General features: G+C 37.0%; 18 protein-coding genes. 1 reads left to right on the plus strand and 17 read right to left on the minus strand.

The features are described 5' to 3' along the window. The first annotated feature begins 82 nt into the window (after nucleotides 1–82). Nucleotides 83–2,674: an NACHT domain-containing protein gene (locus BM107_RS20260; protein WP_090986726.1), complete on the plus strand. Its 2,592-nt coding sequence runs from the start codon at nucleotides 83–85 to the stop codon at nucleotides 2,672–2,674. 728 nt (nucleotides 2,675–3,402) lie between these two features. Here the strand turns inward: BM107_RS20260 and BM107_RS20270 are convergent. From BM107_RS20270 to BM107_RS20355, 17 genes are all read right to left on the minus strand, one after another. Beyond that, a complete protein-coding gene (locus tag BM107_RS20270; protein WP_090986730.1) occupies nucleotides 3,403–4,242 on the minus strand; it encodes an OmpA/MotB family protein in 840 nt (279 codons plus the stop codon). Between the two features lie 118 nt (nucleotides 4,243–4,360). Then, nucleotides 4,361–5,026, minus strand: a complete 666-nt coding sequence (locus BM107_RS20275) for a DUF2461 domain-containing protein (RefSeq protein WP_244278871.1) — start codon at nucleotides 5,024–5,026, stop codon at nucleotides 4,361–4,363. 141 nt (nucleotides 5,027–5,167) lie between these two features. Further along, complete coding sequence (locus tag BM107_RS24790; RefSeq protein ID WP_090986732.1) at nucleotides 5,168–5,566, minus strand: DUF983 domain-containing protein; 399 nt, start codon at nucleotides 5,564–5,566, stop codon at nucleotides 5,168–5,170. A 4-nt stretch (nucleotides 5,567–5,570) separates the two neighbouring features. After that, nucleotides 5,571–5,843 (minus strand): hypothetical protein, encoded by a 273-nt coding sequence (locus BM107_RS20285; protein WP_090986734.1) that lies wholly within the window; start codon nucleotides 5,841–5,843, stop codon nucleotides 5,571–5,573. Nucleotides 5,844–6,465: 622 nt separating this feature from the next. After that, nucleotides 6,466–7,815 carry a DUF4302 domain-containing protein gene (locus BM107_RS20295; RefSeq protein WP_090986739.1) on the minus strand — a complete coding sequence of 450 codons (1,350 nt, stop codon included), beginning with the start codon at nucleotides 7,813–7,815 and terminating at the stop codon, nucleotides 6,466–6,468. Nucleotides 7,816–7,827: 12 nt separating this feature from the next. Beyond that, on the minus strand, nucleotides 7,828–9,210 hold the full coding sequence (locus tag BM107_RS20300) for a substrate import-associated zinc metallohydrolase lipoprotein (protein ID WP_090986741.1): 1,383 nt from the start codon (nucleotides 9,208–9,210) through the stop codon (nucleotides 7,828–7,830). Nucleotides 9,211–9,222: 12 nt separating this feature from the next. Continuing rightward, nucleotides 9,223–10,701: a RagB/SusD family nutrient uptake outer membrane protein gene (locus tag BM107_RS20305; protein ID WP_208864432.1), complete on the minus strand. Its 1,479-nt coding sequence runs from the start codon at nucleotides 10,699–10,701 to the stop codon at nucleotides 9,223–9,225. Between the two features lie 11 nt (nucleotides 10,702–10,712). Continuing rightward, on the minus strand, nucleotides 10,713–14,342 hold the full coding sequence (locus BM107_RS20310; protein ID WP_244278872.1) for a SusC/RagA family TonB-linked outer membrane protein: 3,630 nt from the start codon (nucleotides 14,340–14,342) through the stop codon (nucleotides 10,713–10,715). Between the two features lie 343 nt (nucleotides 14,343–14,685). Further along, nucleotides 14,686–15,846 (minus strand): FecR family protein, encoded by a 1,161-nt coding sequence (locus tag BM107_RS20315; RefSeq protein ID WP_090986743.1) that lies wholly within the window; start codon nucleotides 15,844–15,846, stop codon nucleotides 14,686–14,688. A gap of 60 nt (nucleotides 15,847–15,906) precedes the next feature. Further along, nucleotides 15,907–16,506 carry an RNA polymerase sigma-70 factor gene (locus tag BM107_RS20320; protein WP_090986745.1) on the minus strand — a complete coding sequence of 200 codons (600 nt, stop codon included), beginning with the start codon at nucleotides 16,504–16,506 and terminating at the stop codon, nucleotides 15,907–15,909. Between the two features lie 218 nt (nucleotides 16,507–16,724). Next, nucleotides 16,725–17,267, minus strand: a complete 543-nt coding sequence (locus BM107_RS20325) for a DUF420 domain-containing protein (RefSeq protein WP_090986747.1) — start codon at nucleotides 17,265–17,267, stop codon at nucleotides 16,725–16,727. Nucleotides 17,268–17,348: 81 nt separating this feature from the next. Further along, complete coding sequence (locus tag BM107_RS20330; RefSeq protein ID WP_090986748.1) at nucleotides 17,349–18,044, minus strand: SCO family protein; 696 nt, start codon at nucleotides 18,042–18,044, stop codon at nucleotides 17,349–17,351. Beyond that, nucleotides 18,044–18,397: a cytochrome C oxidase subunit IV family protein gene (locus BM107_RS20335; RefSeq protein ID WP_090986750.1), complete on the minus strand. Its 354-nt coding sequence runs from the start codon at nucleotides 18,395–18,397 to the stop codon at nucleotides 18,044–18,046. Before BM107_RS20335 ends, BM107_RS20330 begins: the two co-directional genes overlap by 1 nt. A 25-nt stretch (nucleotides 18,398–18,422) precedes the next feature. Beyond that, a complete protein-coding gene (locus tag BM107_RS20340; RefSeq protein ID WP_025144059.1) occupies nucleotides 18,423–19,130 on the minus strand; it encodes a cytochrome c oxidase subunit 3 in 708 nt (235 codons plus the stop codon). A gap of 31 nt (nucleotides 19,131–19,161) precedes the next feature. Next, on the minus strand, nucleotides 19,162–19,728 hold the full coding sequence (locus BM107_RS20345; RefSeq protein ID WP_090498431.1) for a cytochrome c oxidase subunit 3: 567 nt from the start codon (nucleotides 19,726–19,728) through the stop codon (nucleotides 19,162–19,164). 15 nt (nucleotides 19,729–19,743) lie between these two features. Continuing rightward, nucleotides 19,744–20,652: a heme o synthase gene (cyoE, locus tag BM107_RS20350; RefSeq protein WP_090986752.1), complete on the minus strand. Its 909-nt coding sequence runs from the start codon at nucleotides 20,650–20,652 to the stop codon at nucleotides 19,744–19,746. Nucleotides 20,653–20,664: 12 nt separating this feature from the next. Next, nucleotides 20,665–21,723: a COX15/CtaA family protein gene (locus BM107_RS20355; protein ID WP_090986755.1), complete on the minus strand. Its 1,059-nt coding sequence runs from the start codon at nucleotides 21,721–21,723 to the stop codon at nucleotides 20,665–20,667. Nucleotides 21,724–21,733 lie beyond the last annotated feature (10 nt).

Raw genomic sequence — 21,733 nt, forward strand, 5'->3', positions numbered from 1 at the left:
ATACAGGGCTTTCTTCGTGAATAGATTTCTTCAATTGTGAAATTATGATGACATTAGCAAAAGTCATCCTATAAGATAGTTCATGAATGCTAACGATCTCCTTATCGAACTCCGGAAGTTTGTTCTTCTAAAATCTGGTTTGAGAAATATCGACCCGGCTCATTGTAAGATAATTTCTGAGTATGTATATCAGGAAACTAAGAATTATGTAAGTGAAACAACAATCAAACGTTTTTTTGGCTTTGCAAACACATTACATAAATTTTCTTTGTTCACTTTAAACAGCCTTTCTCAGTATGTAGGTTATAACGATTGGGATGCATTCTGTAAGGATAAGGAAAACCAAACCAGTTCAGCCCAAAGTATCTGGCAGGATTTAAAGTTAAAGGCACATGCCATTACAGAAGTGTCATTAATTGCCAAGAAAAATAATTCTGGGGTTCCATTTACGACCACCGCCAACAGGAGTTTTTTTTATCCGGACTTTGATTATTTCCTAAAGAACAACTACCAGTTTACGACGATAAGTGCACAGCCGGGGCAAGGAAAATCAATACTTCTTGCCCATATGGTCGAGTATTTTTTCTTTTCAGAAAATGCTCTTTACAAAAACGATATCGTTTTATTGATTAATTCTACCAGTCTTAATACCATTATCCAAAACAGCGATACATTAAAAGAGTGGTTTTTAAAAGAATTTAAATTCGGAAGCCTTAGTGAGTTAATCAGTTTTTTCAAAAAAAATGCCGAAAAGCGCGAAGGTCGTTTTGTTATTATTGTTGATGGTATTGACGAGCATCTGGCCAAAAACAATTATTTTAAAATATTTATCGATTTTCTATATAGCATAGAAGAAAACAATTTTGTTAAGCTGGTATTTGGTATGCGGACAGATACCTGGATTAATATTCAGCCGGCCATTTACAGTTCGGCATCTTTAACAAAAGCCTGGTACACGGGTTTATTTTACGATGAGGAAACGCTAAGTAATGTACCATCGTTAAATGTTGATGAGATACTCTACACGTTAAGCCATTTAGAAAATAAAATTATCAACCGTGCTGACGTAAGTCCATCACTTTTAACGCAGTTTAAAACGCCTTTTTGGTTACAGGTTTATTTCAAACTCAAAGACGAAAATCAGCAGCTTGAGCTGAACAATCCATTATTATGTTATGAACTAATTAATTATTTTCTGGAAAAGCGTGTATTCCTGGCAAAAAAAAGCACCGAAAAAATATTTTTGCTTAAAAAGATAAGTGATTGCATTTCAGAGGGGAATAAGAAGCTAAGGGTTTCCAAAGAAAAAATCTTGAGCTACATTAATTGTTATCCTGATACGTATGAAGAACTTTTAAACGCTGGTATTATCATTGAAGAGAAAAGGTTGAGTACAACCATCCCTACAGAGATCGTTCGCTTTCTGAGTGACGATATTTATACCTATTTTATGTTTATACAGATTACTGATAAATTTGAATATAAACCTGATAAACCTTTTTTTGAGTACATCCTGAAGAGTTTCCGTTGTCAAAGCGCTCAAAGAGACCATATTCTGAACTGGTCGATCAGATTTTGTATCAACCGTAACGAAATTGCTGCCTTAAAAAACATCTTCAGGCTACCGTTCTCTAACCGCGAGAAGAATAATGCTTTCGATTTTATTTGTTATGTATCAAAATATGAGTTAAGCAAGCCCAATGCGAACTTCAACAAACTGAGTGTGGATACCGATTTTATTGATATTATGACTACAGGGCGCACGATGGGCAACCTGTACAAAGAAACCATCAGAACAATATCGAAAAATGTGCTGAACGAGGACATTCAGATTATCCTGCATGTAATCGAATCCAATGTTAATATTATTGATGTTGATAAATTGGCACTTGCCAATTCAATGCAGTTATTAAAAAGGAATTATAAAAGATTAAACGAACTTTTTCCGATCAATCCTTACGATTTAATACTTTATTTCCATAATAACCTGATTAACAAACCTAATGAGAGCAAAAGCCTGGAAGATAAAATCATAAAACTTTGCCAGCAGATAGATCAGAGTAAACCAAAGAAAAATGAAGAAATCACTTCAGCCGAAATACTTTCTTATCGGTTAGTGTTAATGGTTTTGTTTTCTCAAAAAAGTTATGCAGAATGCCACCGTTTTATTATGGCTATACTGCATAAATATCCCAATATTTTTTACGTCAGATATTCAGTATTCTCTCCTTTTTTGTTGCTTCATTTAGGTCAAACCTATGTTAAGTTAAATTATTTTAAGAAAGCACAGCGTATTATACATTTCGTAGATAAAATTATAAGCAGCGATTATACCTATTATACCAATTTTATATTGGCCAGCTTTAATGTTTTTAAAGCAAACTTTTACAATGCTACACACCATTATGAACAAGCGCTTATAGAAGCCAATACAGGCTTGGCTGTTACCAAAAAGAATAATTTTAAGATGTATGAAATAACCTTACTGTTAAGTAAAATCGACACCCTGAAACATACCGATGAATCGGAAGAAGTTTCAAATGTAATTAAAGAACTGCTGAACTTTTTAACAGCCCATAAACGCTCCATGCCCGATTATGCTAACTTTAGCAGCCACGAATTTGAGCATACTTTTAAGATCTTAAAATCTTATCGCCGACACCAAAATCTATAATATAGGTGGTATTTAGCCATTTGTTTAGCATCTTTTTATACAGAAGCGCAAGGCCTGTGCTCAACACTAAACTCCGTCCCGTTTTTCGCTTTTACGCTTCGCTGCCTCGTACCTCGTTGCTGCAAGGTAACCGCTTCAACCGGGGCTAAAGGGCAAGGGCAGTATTTCATTTTGTGCGTTTGCAGGGCGCCAACCTTTGTTCCTAAACCCGACAGTAGCGGCAGCCTCCGATTTTTCATCGGAGCTATAGCGCATGGCAGGACTGCAGGCCGCCAAGAATCACAGACCTATCGTTTCCTAAAAAACTATAATTTCATATGAAGCACAAAGACTGTACTCAACACTAAATTCCCTCCCGTTTTCGCTTTTACGCTTCGCTGCCTCGGACCTCGTTGTTGCAGGGTAACCGCTTCAACCGGGGCTAAGTGGTAAGGGCAGTATTTCATTTTGAGCGTTTGCAGGGCGCCAGCCTTTGTTCCTAAACCCGACAGTAGCGGCAGCCTCCGATTTTTCATCGGAGCTATAGCGCATGGCGGGACTGCAGGCCGCCAAGAACCACAGACCTATCGTTTCCGAACCTTAAAACAAAATTATTTTTTGATGAAACGCACACACATGTCAAAACACCGGGATTGCTCCCGTTTTCCGCTTATCATTTCCTGATCCTAAAATTGATCTTTAAGTTGAAAACCAGGAACCTTTTAGTCCGTCCCATTAATCCCCTACTATTATTTTATTAAATTGTAAAGCTCATCCAGCTTAGGCGAAAGTACAATCTCTATCCTTCTGTTTTTGCTTCTTCCATCTGCACTTGCGTTAGAGCCCAGGGGCTGAAACTCGCCTTTACCTGTAGCCGTCATTCTTACACTTTCTACCTTCTCGTTCTCTGTTAAATAACGCACTACAGAAGTAGCTCTTAATACACTTAAATCCCAATTGTCTTTAATCTGCCCCAGGTTATTTATTTTCTGGTTATCGGTATGGCCTTCAACTGCAATATTAATTTCTGGCTGCTGTTTTAATACATTGGCCAATTGTGTTAAAGCCTGCTTACCTTTTTCATCAATAATAATACTTCCTGAAGGAAATAAAAGCTTATCGGTTAGTGAAACATATACTTTACCATTTTTAATCTCTACCGTTAAACCGCTTTTGGTGAAGCCCAACAGGGCCTGCTGCAATTTTTCTTTGAGCGAGTTGGTGGCTTCATCGCGTTTGCGTAGCACCTCTTCAACCTCTTTCAAACGCTTTTCGCGGGCAGCCAGATCGCCTGATAACTTGGTGATTTCGCTGGAGGAATTACTTTTAAGCTTTTTGTAGTTCGCATCAACAGTATTGTAGCTATTTTGCAGATCGCGAAGCTCCTCAGCCATCAATGTGGTATCCTTTTTTAATCCTGCCACTTCTTTTTCAAGATTTTCTATTTTGATCAAACCTTCATTAAAAGCGGTGTAAAGCGAATCTTTAGTCCCTAGTAAAGCTTTATACTTTTTAGGGGATAACACTACGCAAGAAGTTAATGAAGAAATAAAAAGGAGAACGGCAAAAGCAAAAAAGGTATTTTTCATGTTTAAAGTTTCAAGAGTTTAGTTTTTAGTAGCAAGTAGCGGGTATTAAGTAGCAAGTATTTAGTAGCAAGTAGCAAGACTGGCAATTAGTTTTTGGTTATTGACAACTGCTAACTGTCTACTGCTCTATCGCATTCCGTAAAAATGCAACTAATGGTTGTATTGTTTTGAAAGAACTTATCAACTTATTAACGAGGTTTGGTTTCAAAAATTCTTCGTCATCGATTTTCTGTGTGGCTTCGAAACTTTTCAGCTTCAAAAATTCGATGTTCGGATCTGCAGGATCATAACCTTTAGGTGCATTTTTAAGGGCATTATCAAATCCAAGTTTAAAATTTTTCTTAAAATCCTTTTCGTTTATAATTTCTTTAAAATCGCCTATATTATAATCAATCTCCTGCCTGATCAATTTTAAATGCGGTGCATCAGGCATCCAGTAGCCGCCGGCAAGAAAACTCGTTCCTGGCTGGATATGCAGATAATAGCCCGGCTCGTTGCCCCCTTTACTTTTTGCCGAAAACCAGATACCGAAGTTATTTTTATAGGGATCTTTATTTTTACTAAAACGCACGTCGCGGTAAATGCGCAACAGGCTTTTTTTAGGATCAGCTTCTGCTGAAAGCAAAGGATCTACCTTAGCCAATTCGGGAATAAGCTTACCTACCAATGCCAAAACATCAGCTTTGGCCGCTTCATACACATCTTTATTAGCAGCAAACCATTCGCGGTTGTTATTTTCCGTAACATCCTTTATAAAATTCAGGGTTTCTTTTTTAAGCATCATTCAGGGTTCATTGGTCATCAGTTCAGTAGCCATTGGTTTAGTAGAGCATATTGTTACCTTGTTTAATCATCGCCAGACGCTTATCACTAACCGCTAAACCAACAATTAAACAGTTTATACGATTTAAACGATTAACCCATATTACTTATCGTAATACGGCTTGTACTTAATATTTGGCGATAAAACGTGAAGCAATATGATCCTGGAATAACGGTAATTAAAGGGATACAGTACAAAACAACCGGTAAAAATAACAATCAGGTATGGCCAGAAAGTTTCATCGGTAAGCGGACCAAAAATTAAATAGGTAAGAAAACTGGCGATCAGCATTTCAATCACATTCATGGCATAGCTTACATACATAGCTGCATAAAAGTAACCAGGTTCAATTTCTATCCGCTGTGCGCAATGTCCGCAGATTTCTTTGGTGTGCTGAATGTTCCAGCCATACATACTGCCCGTGAAAATATCTCCCCTGCGGCAATGCGGGCATTTACAATGTACAATGGCGTAAAGTTTTGAGGTCGTTTGATCAGACATGCTTTTAATTTAAATTAAAAGGTTCTTTTTTCATGTTCAGCTGTATATTCTTTTTACGGTATTTTTTGTACCACACCACACCAACAATAACAGCCATTAAATAAGGAAGAGATAAAAGATACAATACACCTGTATTTAAGCCAGCAGTTTGTGTATTGCCATTTTTTACACCCTGCTCGGCATTAATGGTACACATGGAACATTGAGCATTAACATTGGCGCTTACAGCAAAGGTAATTACCAATACAAACAGGATAAAAATTGCTTTCTTCTTCATGGTTTACAAATATAGGAATAAACGCATGGAGGGGTTTAAAAATTATGTCATAAAAATAGTCATGATCAGGTTATTCTGGTTTAAGACGTCTTAAGTAGAACATACAAGCAATAGATAAAATAACATTTAGTCCTGCTGCGAAATACAAACCGGAGAAAAGCCACATCAAGGTGCTATATAAAAATGGAATAAACAATGGAATCGTAAATTTTCCACTTTTTTTAAAATGACAATAATAATCGTAAAGAAATATTACAATAAGAGCGAGACAGATCATTATTGTAGCAAACACTATCGCAGAGAATGGGTGTTTGACATCTAAAATGGCATAAACAATATGGTTAAAGATAAGTACAATAAACGCTGTGAGCTGTAAAGATATACGGTTCATATCGAATAAATTTATCAAAAAACTATATGAGAATCCTAAGTTGTTTTTTGGTCAATTAGATTAGTGTTAAAAACAAAACCGCTGAAAGGAAATTTATGACTATATATTTGAAACAAAGTAGTGTTTTAAAGTTAAAAAAACCAAACAGTCAGCTATAATTTTAGCGTATTGTTATTTAGTGAAAAAGCCCCCGAAAAATTCCGGAGGCTTAAGCGCGTTAGTTATAAGTTTTTATTGTAAAACTCCAGAAAATGTAAAAGTTGGATTTTGAACACTTTTAAATTGTGCAAACAAGCCACCGGTAACCGGATCCGTAAGATAATCGACCGTAAAATTATCTACATTTAATCTTTGTCCTAGTAAAGTAACCATAAAAGGAACGATGATTGCACCATTTCCATCAGCATCTACATAGTTAAATTTGAATATGCCATCGTCTGTTCTTGTATATGTATAGTTTATTGTACCAACATATAAAGTAGCATTTTGAGGCATGTTTACTGTTAAGGTTAACTTTTTAGTGGTATTATTAAAAGTATATGCCATTTGTTCTAGACGCAAAGCATATCCACCATTTAACATTGCGGAAGCGGCAGTTGCTCTTCTCGTTACATAGTCTGCTCCCCAACCCGCGTAAGTAGTGGCATTAGGCACGGTAACCAATGTATAACCTGCACCAATTAATAAATAAAGTGGAGTAAGCGGCGTTGGGCTGCTCTTCACAATATATTCTTTCCCTGTTGAATCATAAACAGCTAACGTTGTGTCATCTTTCCAGGCAAATTTCACGAACTTAATTCCGTTATAAACCAATCCGGATCCTAAAAGGTCTGCTCCTGCCAACTTAAAAGCGAATTTGGAATTGCCTCCAACAACAGTTTTGTTATCTTCTAATACTCCCGTAAAGCTTACTCTTTTTCCTGCGGTCATGTTATTCGTAACATTAACGGCAATTCCAGCCTTCAAAGTTGCGTTTCCTGATACGATTTCTATATATGGATATTTTATAGCCGAGAAAAATGATTTAAACTTATCGATTGCAGTTTTATAGTCACCGGCAAGGAAAGCCGCCTTTTGAGCAGCTGTTGCTTTTACCATCAATAATGGCTGACGGAATTGACGGCCCACCATAATCAAACTATCTGGGGTTGATCGCACATAAGTAAATTCCACATCCGACGAGAAGCCACTACCCTGTACACCTCCAAGAACTGATGATTTTGGATCTTGAAGCATTGAGATAAAATTATACGTATCAAAGGCTAGCATTGCACCAGAGCCAGTAGTAACCCGATAAGTTGATACTGCTCCATTTGCAGCACCTGCATCCGAAATATCACTGTACATGGTTACTTTTTGGTTTGCATCAAAATTCATATAGAAACCATAGCCTCCCCCAGCAGAGGTAGGCAATGTCGCAATCCATCCGTTAGGTGCTGAAGTAAGTGTATTACTGACTAAAGCAATGGCATCAGCCATTCTTTCTTCAGGACTCTTTTCAAATGTAGATTCAAAGTCAGTCTTTTTACATCCTGCCAGAACCACTAAAGCCAGGCATAATAAATAAAATATTTTTTTCATAATGATAAAGTCTTAAAGAGTTTGCCCTAATACACCATAGAAATAATTTGTAGGAGTTCCGCTAAGGTAAAATCCACCATAACTATTAAAATTATCAGAATTAATAGTTGCTGGCATCCAATTGGCTATAAATGTTTTACCTGTGAGGTAGGCCTGAATTGTATTGGTAAAAGAGGCAGTAAATAGTGTACCATTATTAAATGTTGTACCGGTACCATTGGCTACTTTAGTAAATGTTACCGCTCCTGTAGTTGCATTAACCGTATAGTTAAACGAGTAATCGCCAAAATACTGTGTTGTTGCATTAGAAAATGCTGCTCTTACTGTCAACACAGTAGCTGATTCGAATCTCATCTGAATATAATCAAGATGATATTTCTGTGTTGAATTGGCAGCTAAAACCGCAGCCTTGAATGCATTGTAAGGCGTTGCGAAATCTGAAGAAATACCATTATCAGCATAGATTGGACTTTCTAAATTGATAGTCATTGTTTTAAACAAATTCTGTCCCATCCAATAAGGAAAACTTGCAGGAGCGTATTTATATTGATTTCTTACAACATTTTGTATTTCTTGTTGTAATTTCCTGAAATCAACACCTAAGTTGACGGTGAAATATTGTACCACGCTTGCCTCCTTTGCTTTAAGTGCAGCTTTACCAACAGCTGTTGAAGCATTTGCACGTGCATCATACCAGGCCTGTCCGAAGACTAATAAATGTGAAGTTACTTCTGCAAAATCTTCAACTGGTTCGCTTGAGGCATAAGGGGTTACATAACCATTATCTCGAGCCGTAGCATCAGCTACTGTTGTCCAGGTTGCATTATAAGTAGATTTTGTAATATTTTGAAAATCAGCCGGCATGGGAACCAATTGATTCAAAATATGTGTAAACTCATGGTGTATGGTTTTTAGTTTGCCAGTAACCAAAGAAGCATCATTTACATTAAAATTATTGATATCGTAAATGGTTACACGTCTACCGGCTGATGCGGTAGCCAATATCATGGATCCATCAGTTTGGTAAGCTCCTGAACCATACATAACCCATTCTTTTGGCACATTCTTTTTAATAAAAGCAACACCTGCAATTTTACGGTAAGGCAAAATAAAACCGTCTAATACGGTTTGCATTTGCGGTCTAACGCTTGCTATATTGCTTGGGGCAACGTTTTTATCATTGTCATAATAATACCTGCTGTAACGGTAAATAACGTCCATATTATACTCGTCTAAAAACGTCGTCTTTAACCAAGCATCTAAATCTGTGTTAGCAACAGGATTATCGATATTGTATTTTGTTAAGTCAACATTTAATGCTGCTTCTTTGCGGCAGGAAATAATCATACCAAGAAGCACAATAAAGCTTAAAATCTTAAATATATTCTTTTTCATGATAGTTATATTTTATCTTGGGTTTAACGGAACACCAGAAAGTTTGGCTTGCTCAGGAATCTGGAAAACACGGCGCGGATCGTTAGCCTCTAAGGTTACTGTTGTTTCTACGCCACTGGCATCGAAGAGGTTATGTTTTACCGGTAAGTGATTTCTTACCAAATCCATCCATCTCATGCCTTCTTGTAGAAATTGAGCTTTTTTAATATCCAATATTAATTTAACAATACCTTCTTTAGGATCAGCAGTATTATAAAACGTGGCAACTTTAGCCTGGGTTGCAGCGTCTGTTGCAGTATAACCTCTTACCGTATTTGCTAAAATCAGGTTTGCATCTTTAAGTGCATTTTCATATTGGCCTAGCTTCGCATAGGCCTCTCCCCGGTTTAACAAGGCTTCATCAGTAGTTAAAAGCGGAGCCATTAAGTATGGATAACCAATTTGAGCAACCTGATCCGTTAAGAAAAAATATTCGTAATATTTATAGGTAGTATAATTTGGGACGCCATAACTAAGAATTTTATTAGCATAGGCTTTACCCGTAATGTTTCCATAAGTACCACCTGCAGCAAACATTTTAACCAGGTTTGCACCGTAACCGTATTTAGGGCTTGTTAATCTCTGATAAACGGAATATTGGTTGGCCAACAATAGATTGTATTTTTGATCTGATCTGGTAAACGCGGCCCTGTAATCAGCGGAGCTTAAAGCAAACAATGTGCTATTGATCGGCCTAACAATACCTGTGTAATCTCCCCCAACCGTAACAGCATTTGCATGATCAATTACTTTCTGCCATTCACCTTTAAATAAATAAAAACGACTGGCAAAAGCATGAGCAGCTGCCGGAGTGAAATGGTATTTGGGAACTTTATAGGCAGTAGCTGATAACAAAGCCATTCCTTCTGTTAAATCTTTTTCAATCTTCTCATAAGTAGATTGAACCGTCCCTCTATCATATTGTTGAACAACTTTAGTCTCAGGAGCTGTTACATAAGGGATACCCGGAGAGTCGTTCGTGCCGCCAATCACATATTCCTTTGCAAAAAATGTAACCAGCATAAAGTGGGCATATGCCCTTGCAACCAATGCTTCACCCTTGTAAGGTAAGGCTCCGTTACCTAAATTATTTTTCTCAATTGATTCCAAGGCCTGGTTTGCGGCAGCAATTCCAGAATAACACCCATTCCAATAACTGGTTGATGTACCAGTATCATCACCAATAACATCTTTCCAAAAATATGGTAAGGTAGACACGTCATCAATTGTACCCACACCATTTCCTTTATCTTCCGCATTATCTGAAGCCGCTTCAGTAAAAGTATAATAATCGGCTTGTGGATAAGCAGTAGCTACAAGTTGTGCTACTTTTTCAACAGAATTGATTTCGGTTCTATTATCCGGTTCTTTATCTAAATATTTATTACAGCCTTGGGTGCTAAATAACAAACACATCCCTAAAACTGAATATATCGATTTTTTAATTTTCATGTTCTTTCTATTTAAAATCCAACTTTAAGTGAAAATGTATATTGTTTAGGAATTGGCAGTGCTACACCACCGTTGCCAAAAAATTCCGGGTCTTGACCGTTTAATCGTTTATCAGAATATAATAAAGCGATGTTATTTCCGATCAATGATACTGCCGCATTAGACATGTGTAACTTTGCAGCAATTTTTTTAGGGATATCGTAGGTTAAGGAAATCTGTTTAAACCTGATGAAATCTCCTTTCGCAACCCGTTCACTTGAAAAATTATATAGATTATAAGGATAAACTGCATTTAAAGTAGCACCGTCGGCATCCTTAATAATCCTCGCAGCAGTATACGGATCTAATAAAGCAGGTACATTGGTAAATGCCTCATCTCCCGGTTGAATCCATCTGTTTAACATTGACTTAGACATCGAATATAAATCAGGGTAAGTTGATGAAAATGTTTGTGCCAGGCGGATATAATTACCAGCTGCAAAAGTAAAAAGTGCAGAAAGGCTGAATCCTTTATACCTAAACTGGTTATAAAAACCGCCGGTAAAGGTTGGATCGATAGGTCCTTCATATTTTAGGTATCCGATTTTATCACTCTGCAAATTGATATAGGTATTTTTATTACCTTTTTCATCCGTATAATAAGGGTAACCGTAATCATGATCTAAACCAGCAAACTGGATAGAATATAAACCTGCCTGTGAATGACCAAGTGTGGCTGCGCCATTATCATCAACCAAATTAAATATCTGAGGATTAACTTCTAATGAGGTAATTTCATTTTTATTGAATGCGAAGTTAAATTGAGTTCTCCACCTAAAATCGTCCTTATTGATTGCATTACCGGCAAGGGTAAATTCAATACCTTTTGATTTCATTTTGGCGTAATTGGCTGTTTTAGTAAACTGGCCACCAATACCAGAGGTTTTGATATCTCCGATTAAATCATAAATATTTCTTTTATATAAATCTACAGTTAAGTTGATTCGTCCTTTAATTAAAGATAAATCAGCACCGATATTAGCCTCTTTCAATTTTTCCCATGTCAATTCATCATTCGCCAGGCCTGATATATAGGTAACAGTTTCCTTCTCATTATCATACGGTCTTCTCGATAGCTGATTATAAAACACCGCAGCTGAGTTATTGGCATTACCCAGATTGGCTACCAAACCATAAGTTCCTCTAATTCTAGCAGATGTTAAATAATCATTTTTAGGCCAGAAACTTTCTTCGTCGATATTCCATGCACCGGAAACGTTCCAGGTCGGCAACCACCTTGCCGTTCTACTTTTACCCATGAGGTTAGAACCATCATAACGTGTTGTAGCATTAAAGCTATACTTATCTTTGTATGCATAAGCTCCTCTCAATGCAAAAGATGCAAAACGATCAGCACCAACACTCATCGCGTAATAAGGTGCAGCAGCCTCTTGTGCTTTCTTAAAATAAAAATAATTAGCATTAACAATGCCTCCATTTTCATACTGATAGCCAACCCCATCAAATCGAGAAGTCTGCCTGTCAATATAGCGGGCTTCCATTGATCCAAAGAAATTAAGCTTATGTACTTCGTTGATCGTCTTATCAAACTCAAGGTTTTGTCTGAAATAATAATTTTTTAGGTTATCATAATTTACATTATAAAAACCACCTTCAGGAAGAACAACAATTGGATAAGCAGAAAAATCATCAGGATTTTGATATAGAAATGGATTACTGCCTAAAACAGTCGGATCCTGGGCTCCAGCTCTAAATACCTGGGCCATATTTGAACCCTCTTTGATATAATGCTGACGGTCTGTCTTGGCAAAACGATATGCTCCATCAATTGAATAAGTTAAAGAAGGGATGATTTTATACTTGACACCTCCTTGAATTTTAAAATCAATCTGGCCTAATGACAGGTAATTGTTTTCTAACTCATTGATGATATTAAATGGGGCATAACCTCTGTTAAAATATTCTAAACTACCATCCTCGTTATAAGCTGTTACTGCCCTACTGGTGTTTAATGCGTAAGAATAAGGATTGATATCAAAATCACGTGAAAATTTACCATATACAGGGTCTGAAGTTCTGGTTAAAGTACCAGGAGCTCGTTGATCCCTTACTGATCCATTGGCTAATAGCTCACCACTTAGTTTATCGCTAAGTTTAAAATTTACCCTGAAATTACCTGTAAAACGATCAACACTATTTCCTAAGGTTTGGCCGCTATCATGCAAATATGATGTTGAAGCATAAGTTTGAAATTTTTCTGTACCAGAACTAACACTCAACGAATGCTCTTGAAGTAAAGAGTTTTTAAATAAAACATCAAACCAATCCGTATTGGCATTTGCATATCTTTCTAAGTATTTGGTTCGACTGATGACATCATTTCTTAATTCATAAGTATTTGTTGCTGCATTATAGTTATACAATGCATTATACATTTTACCAAAAGGACCAACATTTGCAGTTTTAGTTGAGGTTTGCTGAAAATATCCTTTATTCTCCAATTCTAACATCACCGACATTTGATCTGCAGAATTTAGAATGTCATATTGTGAATAGCTGGGTTTTAAGTAGGTAGTTAAATTGGTAGTATAACTGATACGTGGAGCACCTTCTGTTTGACGGCCTTTTTTAGTGGTCACTACAATTACCCCGTTCATTGCGCGTGCACCATACATTGCTGTTGCTGCCGCATCTTTTAAAATATTAAAACTTTCGATATCATCAGGGTTTAAGCCTGCAACAGATGATCCGATTAAGGTATTGGCATCACCGGTTGATAATGCATCATTGGAAATGTTTACCACATCTTCTAAAATAATACCATCCACAACCCAAAGTGGTTTGTTATCTCCCGATATCGAAGTTGCTCCACGAACTCGGATTTTAGGAGCAGCACCAAAAGTACCAGAAACGTTCTGTACCGATACACCAGCAACCTGGCCCTCTAACATACGACTAATATCAGGAACACCATTACGCTGAGAATCTTCTGCTTTGACCAAAGTTGAAGAACCAGTAAACAATTTCCGGTCTAACTGCTGATAACCTGTAGATACCACATTAACTTCTTTTAATTCTGCAGCATCCTCTTCCAGCGTAACGTTAATCAAAGTTTTAGAACCTACCTGAATTTCTACTGTTTTATAGCCGATATAACTGAAAACCAAGGTTGCATTTTCTTTAACAGAGATTAAATACTCACCAGCCGCATTGGTAGACACGGCATTAGGAGCACCTTTCTCACGAACACTTACTCCGGGTAAAATACCGCCGTTTTTATCGCGCACTTTACCCGAAACTTTTACTGCCACAAAATATCCGATCACCTTATCAAAAATAGATTTCTCGGCAGGTTTGATCAAAATAGTTTTGTCTTCAATAGTATAGGTTAAATCCCTTCCGGAAATAATTTTATTCATTACTTCTTCTATGGTTGCATTGCTGAAGTTTGCATTTAAGATGGTATTACTTTTAATGGTATTAGTCGATAGTAACACATCATAACCAGACTGCTGCCTGATTTCCCTGAACATTTTCTCCAATGTTACATTCTTCTCTTTCAATGTAACCAGCTGGCCGAATGAAGCTGCACTTACCTGCATTAACGAGGCCAGCAGAACAACCGTAATTAACTTCATCATGAGTAGTAATTTAGGTATGTAGCGTCGGTGCGTACATAAAATTTCAATATAAATTTTGTACATTTAATAGTCTGTTTTTTGTGCGAAGCGCAATGAAGTTTGGACGCAAAATTGCGTTTCGCGGGTTATCCAAGAAATAATTGATTTTTAATCGATTCCGCTTTACGGAACAGCTAAACAGATCTAAAAAGGGGTGTTAGAAGCACTCCTTTTTTATTCGTTCAACTTTTGGATCGTCAGGAGTTTTGTCGAAGTTTATTCATGGTTGTTAGGTTTATGGTTGATTAATTAGTTGTTTCTTTTTTATAGATAAAGGTTAGTTACTTCTTCATCTTTCTTCCAGTTACTCTTTATAGACAATCACTTTATTGTCCTTAATGTCAAAGCGTACTTCTCCAGTCTGCTCAAACTTTCTAAGTACTTTTGATATTTTTTCGAACCGGCTAACTGTACCGTAATACATTACATCTTTAGCTTCAGGATCGGCATATTCTATTTCTACATTATACCAGCGGGCTACCTTGCGTAAAATACTTACCTGCTTTTCGTTGTTAAACATGAAATAGCCCTTTTTCCAGGCAACTGCTTCATCAACATCTACTTCTTTTACATCCATGCCGGAAAGGGTTACCAACGATTGCTCTCCAGGTTTAAGCACCTCACTTTCATTGGTGTTTTTATGAGAAACCCGCACACTACCTTCCAATAAAGTAGTTTTGGTAACGCTTTCATCTTTATAGCTATTGATGTTAAAATGAGTACCCAATACCTCAACCGTTTGTTTATCGGTTTCTACAATAAAAGGATGTGCTGCATTTTTAGCTACTTCGAAATAAGCTTCACCATCTAATTTCACTAGACGCTGTTTTGCGGTACCAATGTTTAATGCGTATTGCAGTGAAGAGGCCGCATTTAGCCAAACTGTAGAACCATCCGGTAATTTAATTTGCCACTCACCTCCGTTTGGCGTAGAAATGGTATTTAACCGATCATCGTTAGTATTTTCAGATTCGGCAACATTATAAACCAGCTGGCCATCGTCCGTTTTGGTGATGGAGAAACCGGCTTCTTTTACGACATCGCCCTTTATTGCATCTGAAAGGGAGATTTTCCTCCCATCAGCCAAAGTAAGAATAGCTTTATTTTTTCCAGGGGCTATATCCGTGGTAAAAACATGTTCTTTCTTTTTATGCAGAGATATGTAGGCCGTTAAAGAAAATACAACAAATACCACGGCAGCAGCAGCCCATTTTAAACTACTCATTAAAATCCGCTTAGTCGACCGCATTGGCTTATCTACTTTCAGAATTTTATCGAGAACCGGATTCCATTTTTCATCATCAACATTAACGGCATGTTCTTCCTCTGAGATAATCATTTTCACGATTTCGCCAGAAATTAATGACGTGTCGTTTTCTACTAAAACTAAAAGTTCTTCCTTTTCGGTCTGACTTAAGGTCTTAGCAGTAAACTGTTGTAATAGATAATGTATACGTTCTTCCATAAAGATGCTGATACTAAGAAGCAGCAAAAGAAAATTAGGACTATCGGAATATTATTTTTTCTATTTTATTTTTAAAAAGAAAAAAACAATTGGATAAAAAAATACTATACCATGCTGCTCTAGGTGGGTACGTATAGATTTTAATGCAATTACAAGGGCATTTTTAACTGTATTGGGAGAAATATTAAGTATTTCCGCTATTTCAGGGATAGTTTTACCGTCGCGTCTGCTCAACTGGTATATATTTTTCCTTTGCTCAGGTAATTTATCTATAGCTACTGCAACAATCCTCGTTACCTCATTTAAATTGATGGTTTCTACCGTATTGTTATGAATGTTTAATTGTTTGGCTGTAAATGCATCAACAACCCGATCTTCTTTTAATTTTTTACGCAGGTAACTTAAACACTCGTTAGAAACATATTTATACAGATAGGCCTTCACATTCTCTACTTCCGCCAATTTATCGCGATTTAGCCAGACCCTTAAAAATGCATCCTGAATAATTTCTTCTGCAGCATCATCTGACTTTGTAAATTTAGAGGCAAAAATGTGGAGTACAGGAAGGTATTTAAAGAACAATACAGAAAATGCTTGCTCGTCTCCTTCCACGATTTTATCAATCAGGGCGCGCTCTTTATCCACATTACTTACCGCCATAAATTTGTTTGTTAATTGCCCCGTAATTATACTACAAGACTTAACTGATAGATGAATAGATATGGAAAACTAAATTGATTTAGCTTAACCACAATACAACTTTATAACCAAATATACAGATTAGTAAATTTTGTGCACTAAAAAATGTATTAAAAAAAACAAAAGCCCTACTTTTTACAGTAAGGCTTCACTTGGAGTTTGAAAGTTTCCTAAAGCGATTAGTATTGGTAATAGGGCGAAATCATCAAATAAACCACCACACCGGTTATAGCAACATAAAGCCATAGTGGAAATGTAACCCGTGCAATTTTTCTATGACGATCGAAACGCTCGGCCAAAGCCCTTACATAAGTAACCAAAACCAAAGGAATGATAGCAATTGACAATAATATATGGGTTAACAAAATAAAAAAGTAAAGATATTTTATCGTTCCCTCACCTCCAAATTTAGTTGAGGGTGTAGTCATGTGATAGGCAATATACATCACCAAAAACAATAAAGAGCAGCCTATGGCTGTTTTCATTAAATTTTGGTGTAATTGTATCTTTCCATTTTTTATCGCCCAAACTGCAATCACTAACACTATCGCAGTAATTCCGTTAATGGTAGCATATATTGGTGGCAAAAAAGGCAGGGTAGGCGCATCAATACCAAGATCTTTGAGCTTTACCACAAATAGAAAAGCTACGGCTACCGGTATAAAAATAGAAAGGATAATGATCCACTTGCTATATTTTTTCTCGATCGGACTATTTTCCATGAATATTAAATCTTTTATAATTATTATTTTGCTTTGTGTAGCGTTCGAACGCTAAGTGCTAAATACTAATCGCCAACCTTACTATCTGCCATCTTTAACATTTCTTAAGTATTCGGCAATAAGCACTTTTATTTCATCTTCTAATTTGGCATTTGCCTCAGCACTATCAGTATCGTAAATGCCACGTATTCGATGTAGGTTATCGATTAAAACTGTTTTATTACTAAATATGAAGCTGTTTTCTCCTTTGGACTCATTGGCTACCACATCAAGCAATAAACCTTGCCTGATCAATGGATAAATTTGCGCGGTATCTCCTGCAAGAAGATCCCATTTACCTTCTTTGGCCTTAAAATTTGCAGCAAAATCTTTCAGCTTATTTACATCTGCAGGATCGACAGACAGACTTATAAATTTAACCAGTGGTTTTTGCTCGTAGCCATCTGATAGTTGCTTGATGTACTTATTCGCCTGCTGGCTTCTGGCGCCGGCATAGAATAAGTTGAGTACTACAATTTTATTCTCAAATGATTTCCAGCTGACGGTATCGTTATGCTGGTTGATAAGTTTAAAATCGGGAACCAGATGATAAATGGTATCCGGAATTTTCTTCCCCTTTACGCTGTGAAAGGTAGTAGCTACCGTCTTTTTGCCGAAGATGGGTAAACTCTTATACCTATTTTTTGCAAAGTGTGGCAATAAGTAAAAAAACAAAAATCCCGGTATAGCTAAAATGCTTACCAGGATTAATACCTTTTTTATAGGGCTTCTTTTCATTAATGGCTCATCATGTGGATGTTTAAGAATCCACCTTCAATTAACATCAAAACAATAAAGTAAATAATGAAAATGAACGATACTGTTAGGGCTAACTGTAAGCCTAATTTTTCATATTTTAAGTGCATGAAATAGGCCACAATATAAAATGCTTTTACCAAAGTTAATGCGATATAGATATAGTTACCTACATGTTGCGGAATATGTCCGCCAGGAATTGCCCATAGTGCAATGATAAATTCGATTGCGGTGATTAAAGTTAAAATACCTGCTACTTTCCAGATTTTTGCTTTATCCATTCCAGCATGTTCGCCATGCTCGTGTCCTTCTTCTAAATGCGAATGTTGTGACATGTTAAATATTTTTATAAATTGAAAATTAAACCAAATAGAAGAATGTAAATACAAACACCCATACTAAATCTACAAAGTGCCAGTATAAACCCACTTTTTCAACCATTAAATAATGGCCTCTTTTTTCGAAAGTTCCGTTAATCGTCATAATCAAAATGATCACATTAATCATAACCCCACTAAATACGTGGAAACCGTGGAAACCGGTAATGGTAAAGAATAAGTTTGCAAACTGCTGAGCAGCAACCAAGGAAACAGGCCCATCAAATAAATGTTTCAATTCTTCAGCCGATGGAATAGTTCCCCACCAGAAACCTTCATGGTGCAGGTGACTCCATTCTAAAGCCTGGCAGCCCAGGAACATGAAACCAAAGATAATGGTAGCTACAAGCCATCCGATTACTTCTTTTTTAGCGCGACGGTGTCCAGCCTCAACTGCCATAACCATGGTTACAGAACTTAAGATCAGGATAAAAGTCATGATACCCACGAATACTAATGGAGCACCTGTATCTTTAATACCAGGTATAGACTGGAAAACCAAATCAGGATCTGGCCATGTTAATTTAGAAAAACGCTGAGCGCCGTAGTAGATCAATAAAGATGAAAAAGTAAAAGCATCTGATAAAAGGAAAAACCACATCATGATTTTACCATATTCTACCGACCACGGAGAACGACCACCATTCCATGGCCCGGTTTTAACTTGATCTAATTGTGATACTGCATTCATTTGGAAATAGTATAATAGTTTGTTAACAAATTTAACGGTTCAAAAGTAAAAAAACATACAGATATATCCATAATATATCTATAAAATGCCAAAAAATAGAAGCGATTTCCATTCTATACTGAACTTTGGCAACAGGCAGGCTTTTATAGCTACCGGCTAAAGCACTTATAATAAGGCCAACACCTGCAATAATGTGCAAAAGGTGCATTCCAGATACCACATAAATAAATGATATTGCGGCATTGTTTCCTACCAAAGTTGCTCCGGTTCTCACCATACTTCCCCAGGCATTGAACTGCATCACACCAAAAGCAACAGCTAATATTACGGTAATCCAAAGCATGTTACGCTGTAAGCTGAAATTCAGTTTCTTTAAAGCCCTGGAGGCTAACACCAAGGTAATACTGCTGGCTAAAATAACCAAACTCGAATAAATAAAGGCGTCAGGCAATACCAAACCGTGTCCCTTCCCTTTTGAGGCGGCAAATACCAGGTAATAACTGGTAAAACCACCAAACATAATTGTTGATGATACGACAAATAACCAAACGATAAATTTTCTTGGTTTTGGGTCAAACGTATCCTGCATCTTTTCCATTGTTAGCACCATAAATTATTTTGCTATAAAATTTAATAATAAGCCCAACTGTACCGCCGGGATGTAAAAAAAAGAACAGAACATTACTTTCCTGGCATCTGCCAGTTCTCTGCTCATTAAAAGTTTAAAAGCCAACCAGCTAAAAATGAGTCCGGCAATCAGGGATAAACCAGCAATATAATAACCGCCAAAACCATAAATGGTTGGCAATAAACTTACCGGAATTAAAATCAGCGTACTTAAAAAAGTTAAAAGTGCGGTTAATTTATCTCTTTTTTTGGTAGGCAATAGCCTGAAACCCGCTTTCTTGTAGTCATCATCTAAAACCCAGGCAATTGCCCAGAAGTGAGGGAACTGCCATACAAACTGGATCAAAAACAAAATAACAGCGATGTAATAGTCAATTTCATGAAACATTTCAGCCTTTAAGCTCCCAAATGCGGCAAGATAACCAATAAGTGGCGGTAAAGCCCCTGGAATAGCACCCACAAAAACAGCAACTGGCGATTTTCTCTTCAATGGTGTATACGCAAAAGCATATAATAAAATTGAAAATACCGATAATAACCCTGTTTCCAGATTTAAGTGTCCCAACAGCCAGGTACCTGAAAATGCCATAAAAACGCCCAAAATCAATCCCTGTCCGGTGGTCATTCTACCTGCCGGCATCGGGCGGTCTTTGGTTCTAGACATTAATTTATCCAGATCTTTTTCAATAATCTCGTTAAAACAGTTTGCAGCAGCGGTTACCAAAAATCCCCCAGCAATTAATATTAACCAGTTGCCCCAATCAATACTCGGGATATGGCCTCTGCCTACCTGCATTTTCTGCCCGATCAAAAAAGAAATCGATGCCGAAAACACCACCGTAAACGATAGCCTGAATTTGATAAGTTTAGAAAAATCTGAAAGATATTGCTTCAATTTTCTTAAATATTATTGTTTATATGTACTTGTTCTGTAAACCAGTAAGTACAGATAAAACTGTAAACTAAACAACAGCGTAGAGAACAAAATGTGCAGTGCCTGCGCTGCTGGTGGAAAAGCAATATATGCTAAAGCTAAACCACTTAATAATTGAACAAAGAGCGTAACTAAAATAAACTTGGCTGTTAGCAACGGAGCCGCTTTACCACTAAAACGGTCAATAACCATTTTATAAACCACACCGTTGGTGATTACCACCAAAATGGCCAAATCACGATGATAAGAAAAAATATGTCCCACCTTCGAAATCCATGTTGCCTTCTCACTATAGCCTAAAGATTTGGCAATTACATCTATTGCCTCCCTTACATCGGTGCCCAAAATAATCTGAATAATGCTCACTGCAAGTGTGAAGAACAAAAAGCCTTTAAGCCATAATATTTTATACATAATTACCGAAGGTGCTTTATTGAGCTGTTTTGCGTAATTATACGTATATATTGAGATGGCCAATATTACCAATGCTAAAAGCATGTGTACGGTTACCACCCATTGTGCCAGATTGGTTGATACTACAATAGATCCCAGCCAGGCTTGATAGCCCACAACAAAAATATTCAGTACACTCAATACAATGATTCGTTTAGCCGTTTTCCGATAGGTAAAAGAATAAATAGCAGTAAGCAATAGAAAGATGCCTGCAGCTACGCCTACTAAGCGGTTCAGGTACTCTGTCCACGTTTTGGCTGGATTAAATTCTTCTGGTATAGTTATACTTCTATCGTTCCTGATGCTATCAGCAAGGGCAACTTTGCCCATACTTTCCAGGTATTTAGCGAATTTTTCATTCTTCTTCAAGCGGCCAGCTACATATTTCTCCTTATAATTGGCAGGAAGTTGAGATACATCGGTTGGCGGAATGTAACGGTCGAAACATTTTGGCCAATCCGGACACCCCATGCCGGATCCGGTACTACGTACAATACCTCCGGCAAGTACAACCAATAGTGTGACTATGATGGTTGTAAGATTAATGTTAATGAAACGCTGTTCTGATCTGCTGACCATATATCTATAA

It is taken from the genome of Pedobacter suwonensis (genome assembly GCF_900111825.1).
GTDB classification, from domain to species: domain Bacteria; phylum Bacteroidota; class Bacteroidia; order Sphingobacteriales; family Sphingobacteriaceae; genus Pedobacter; species Pedobacter suwonensis.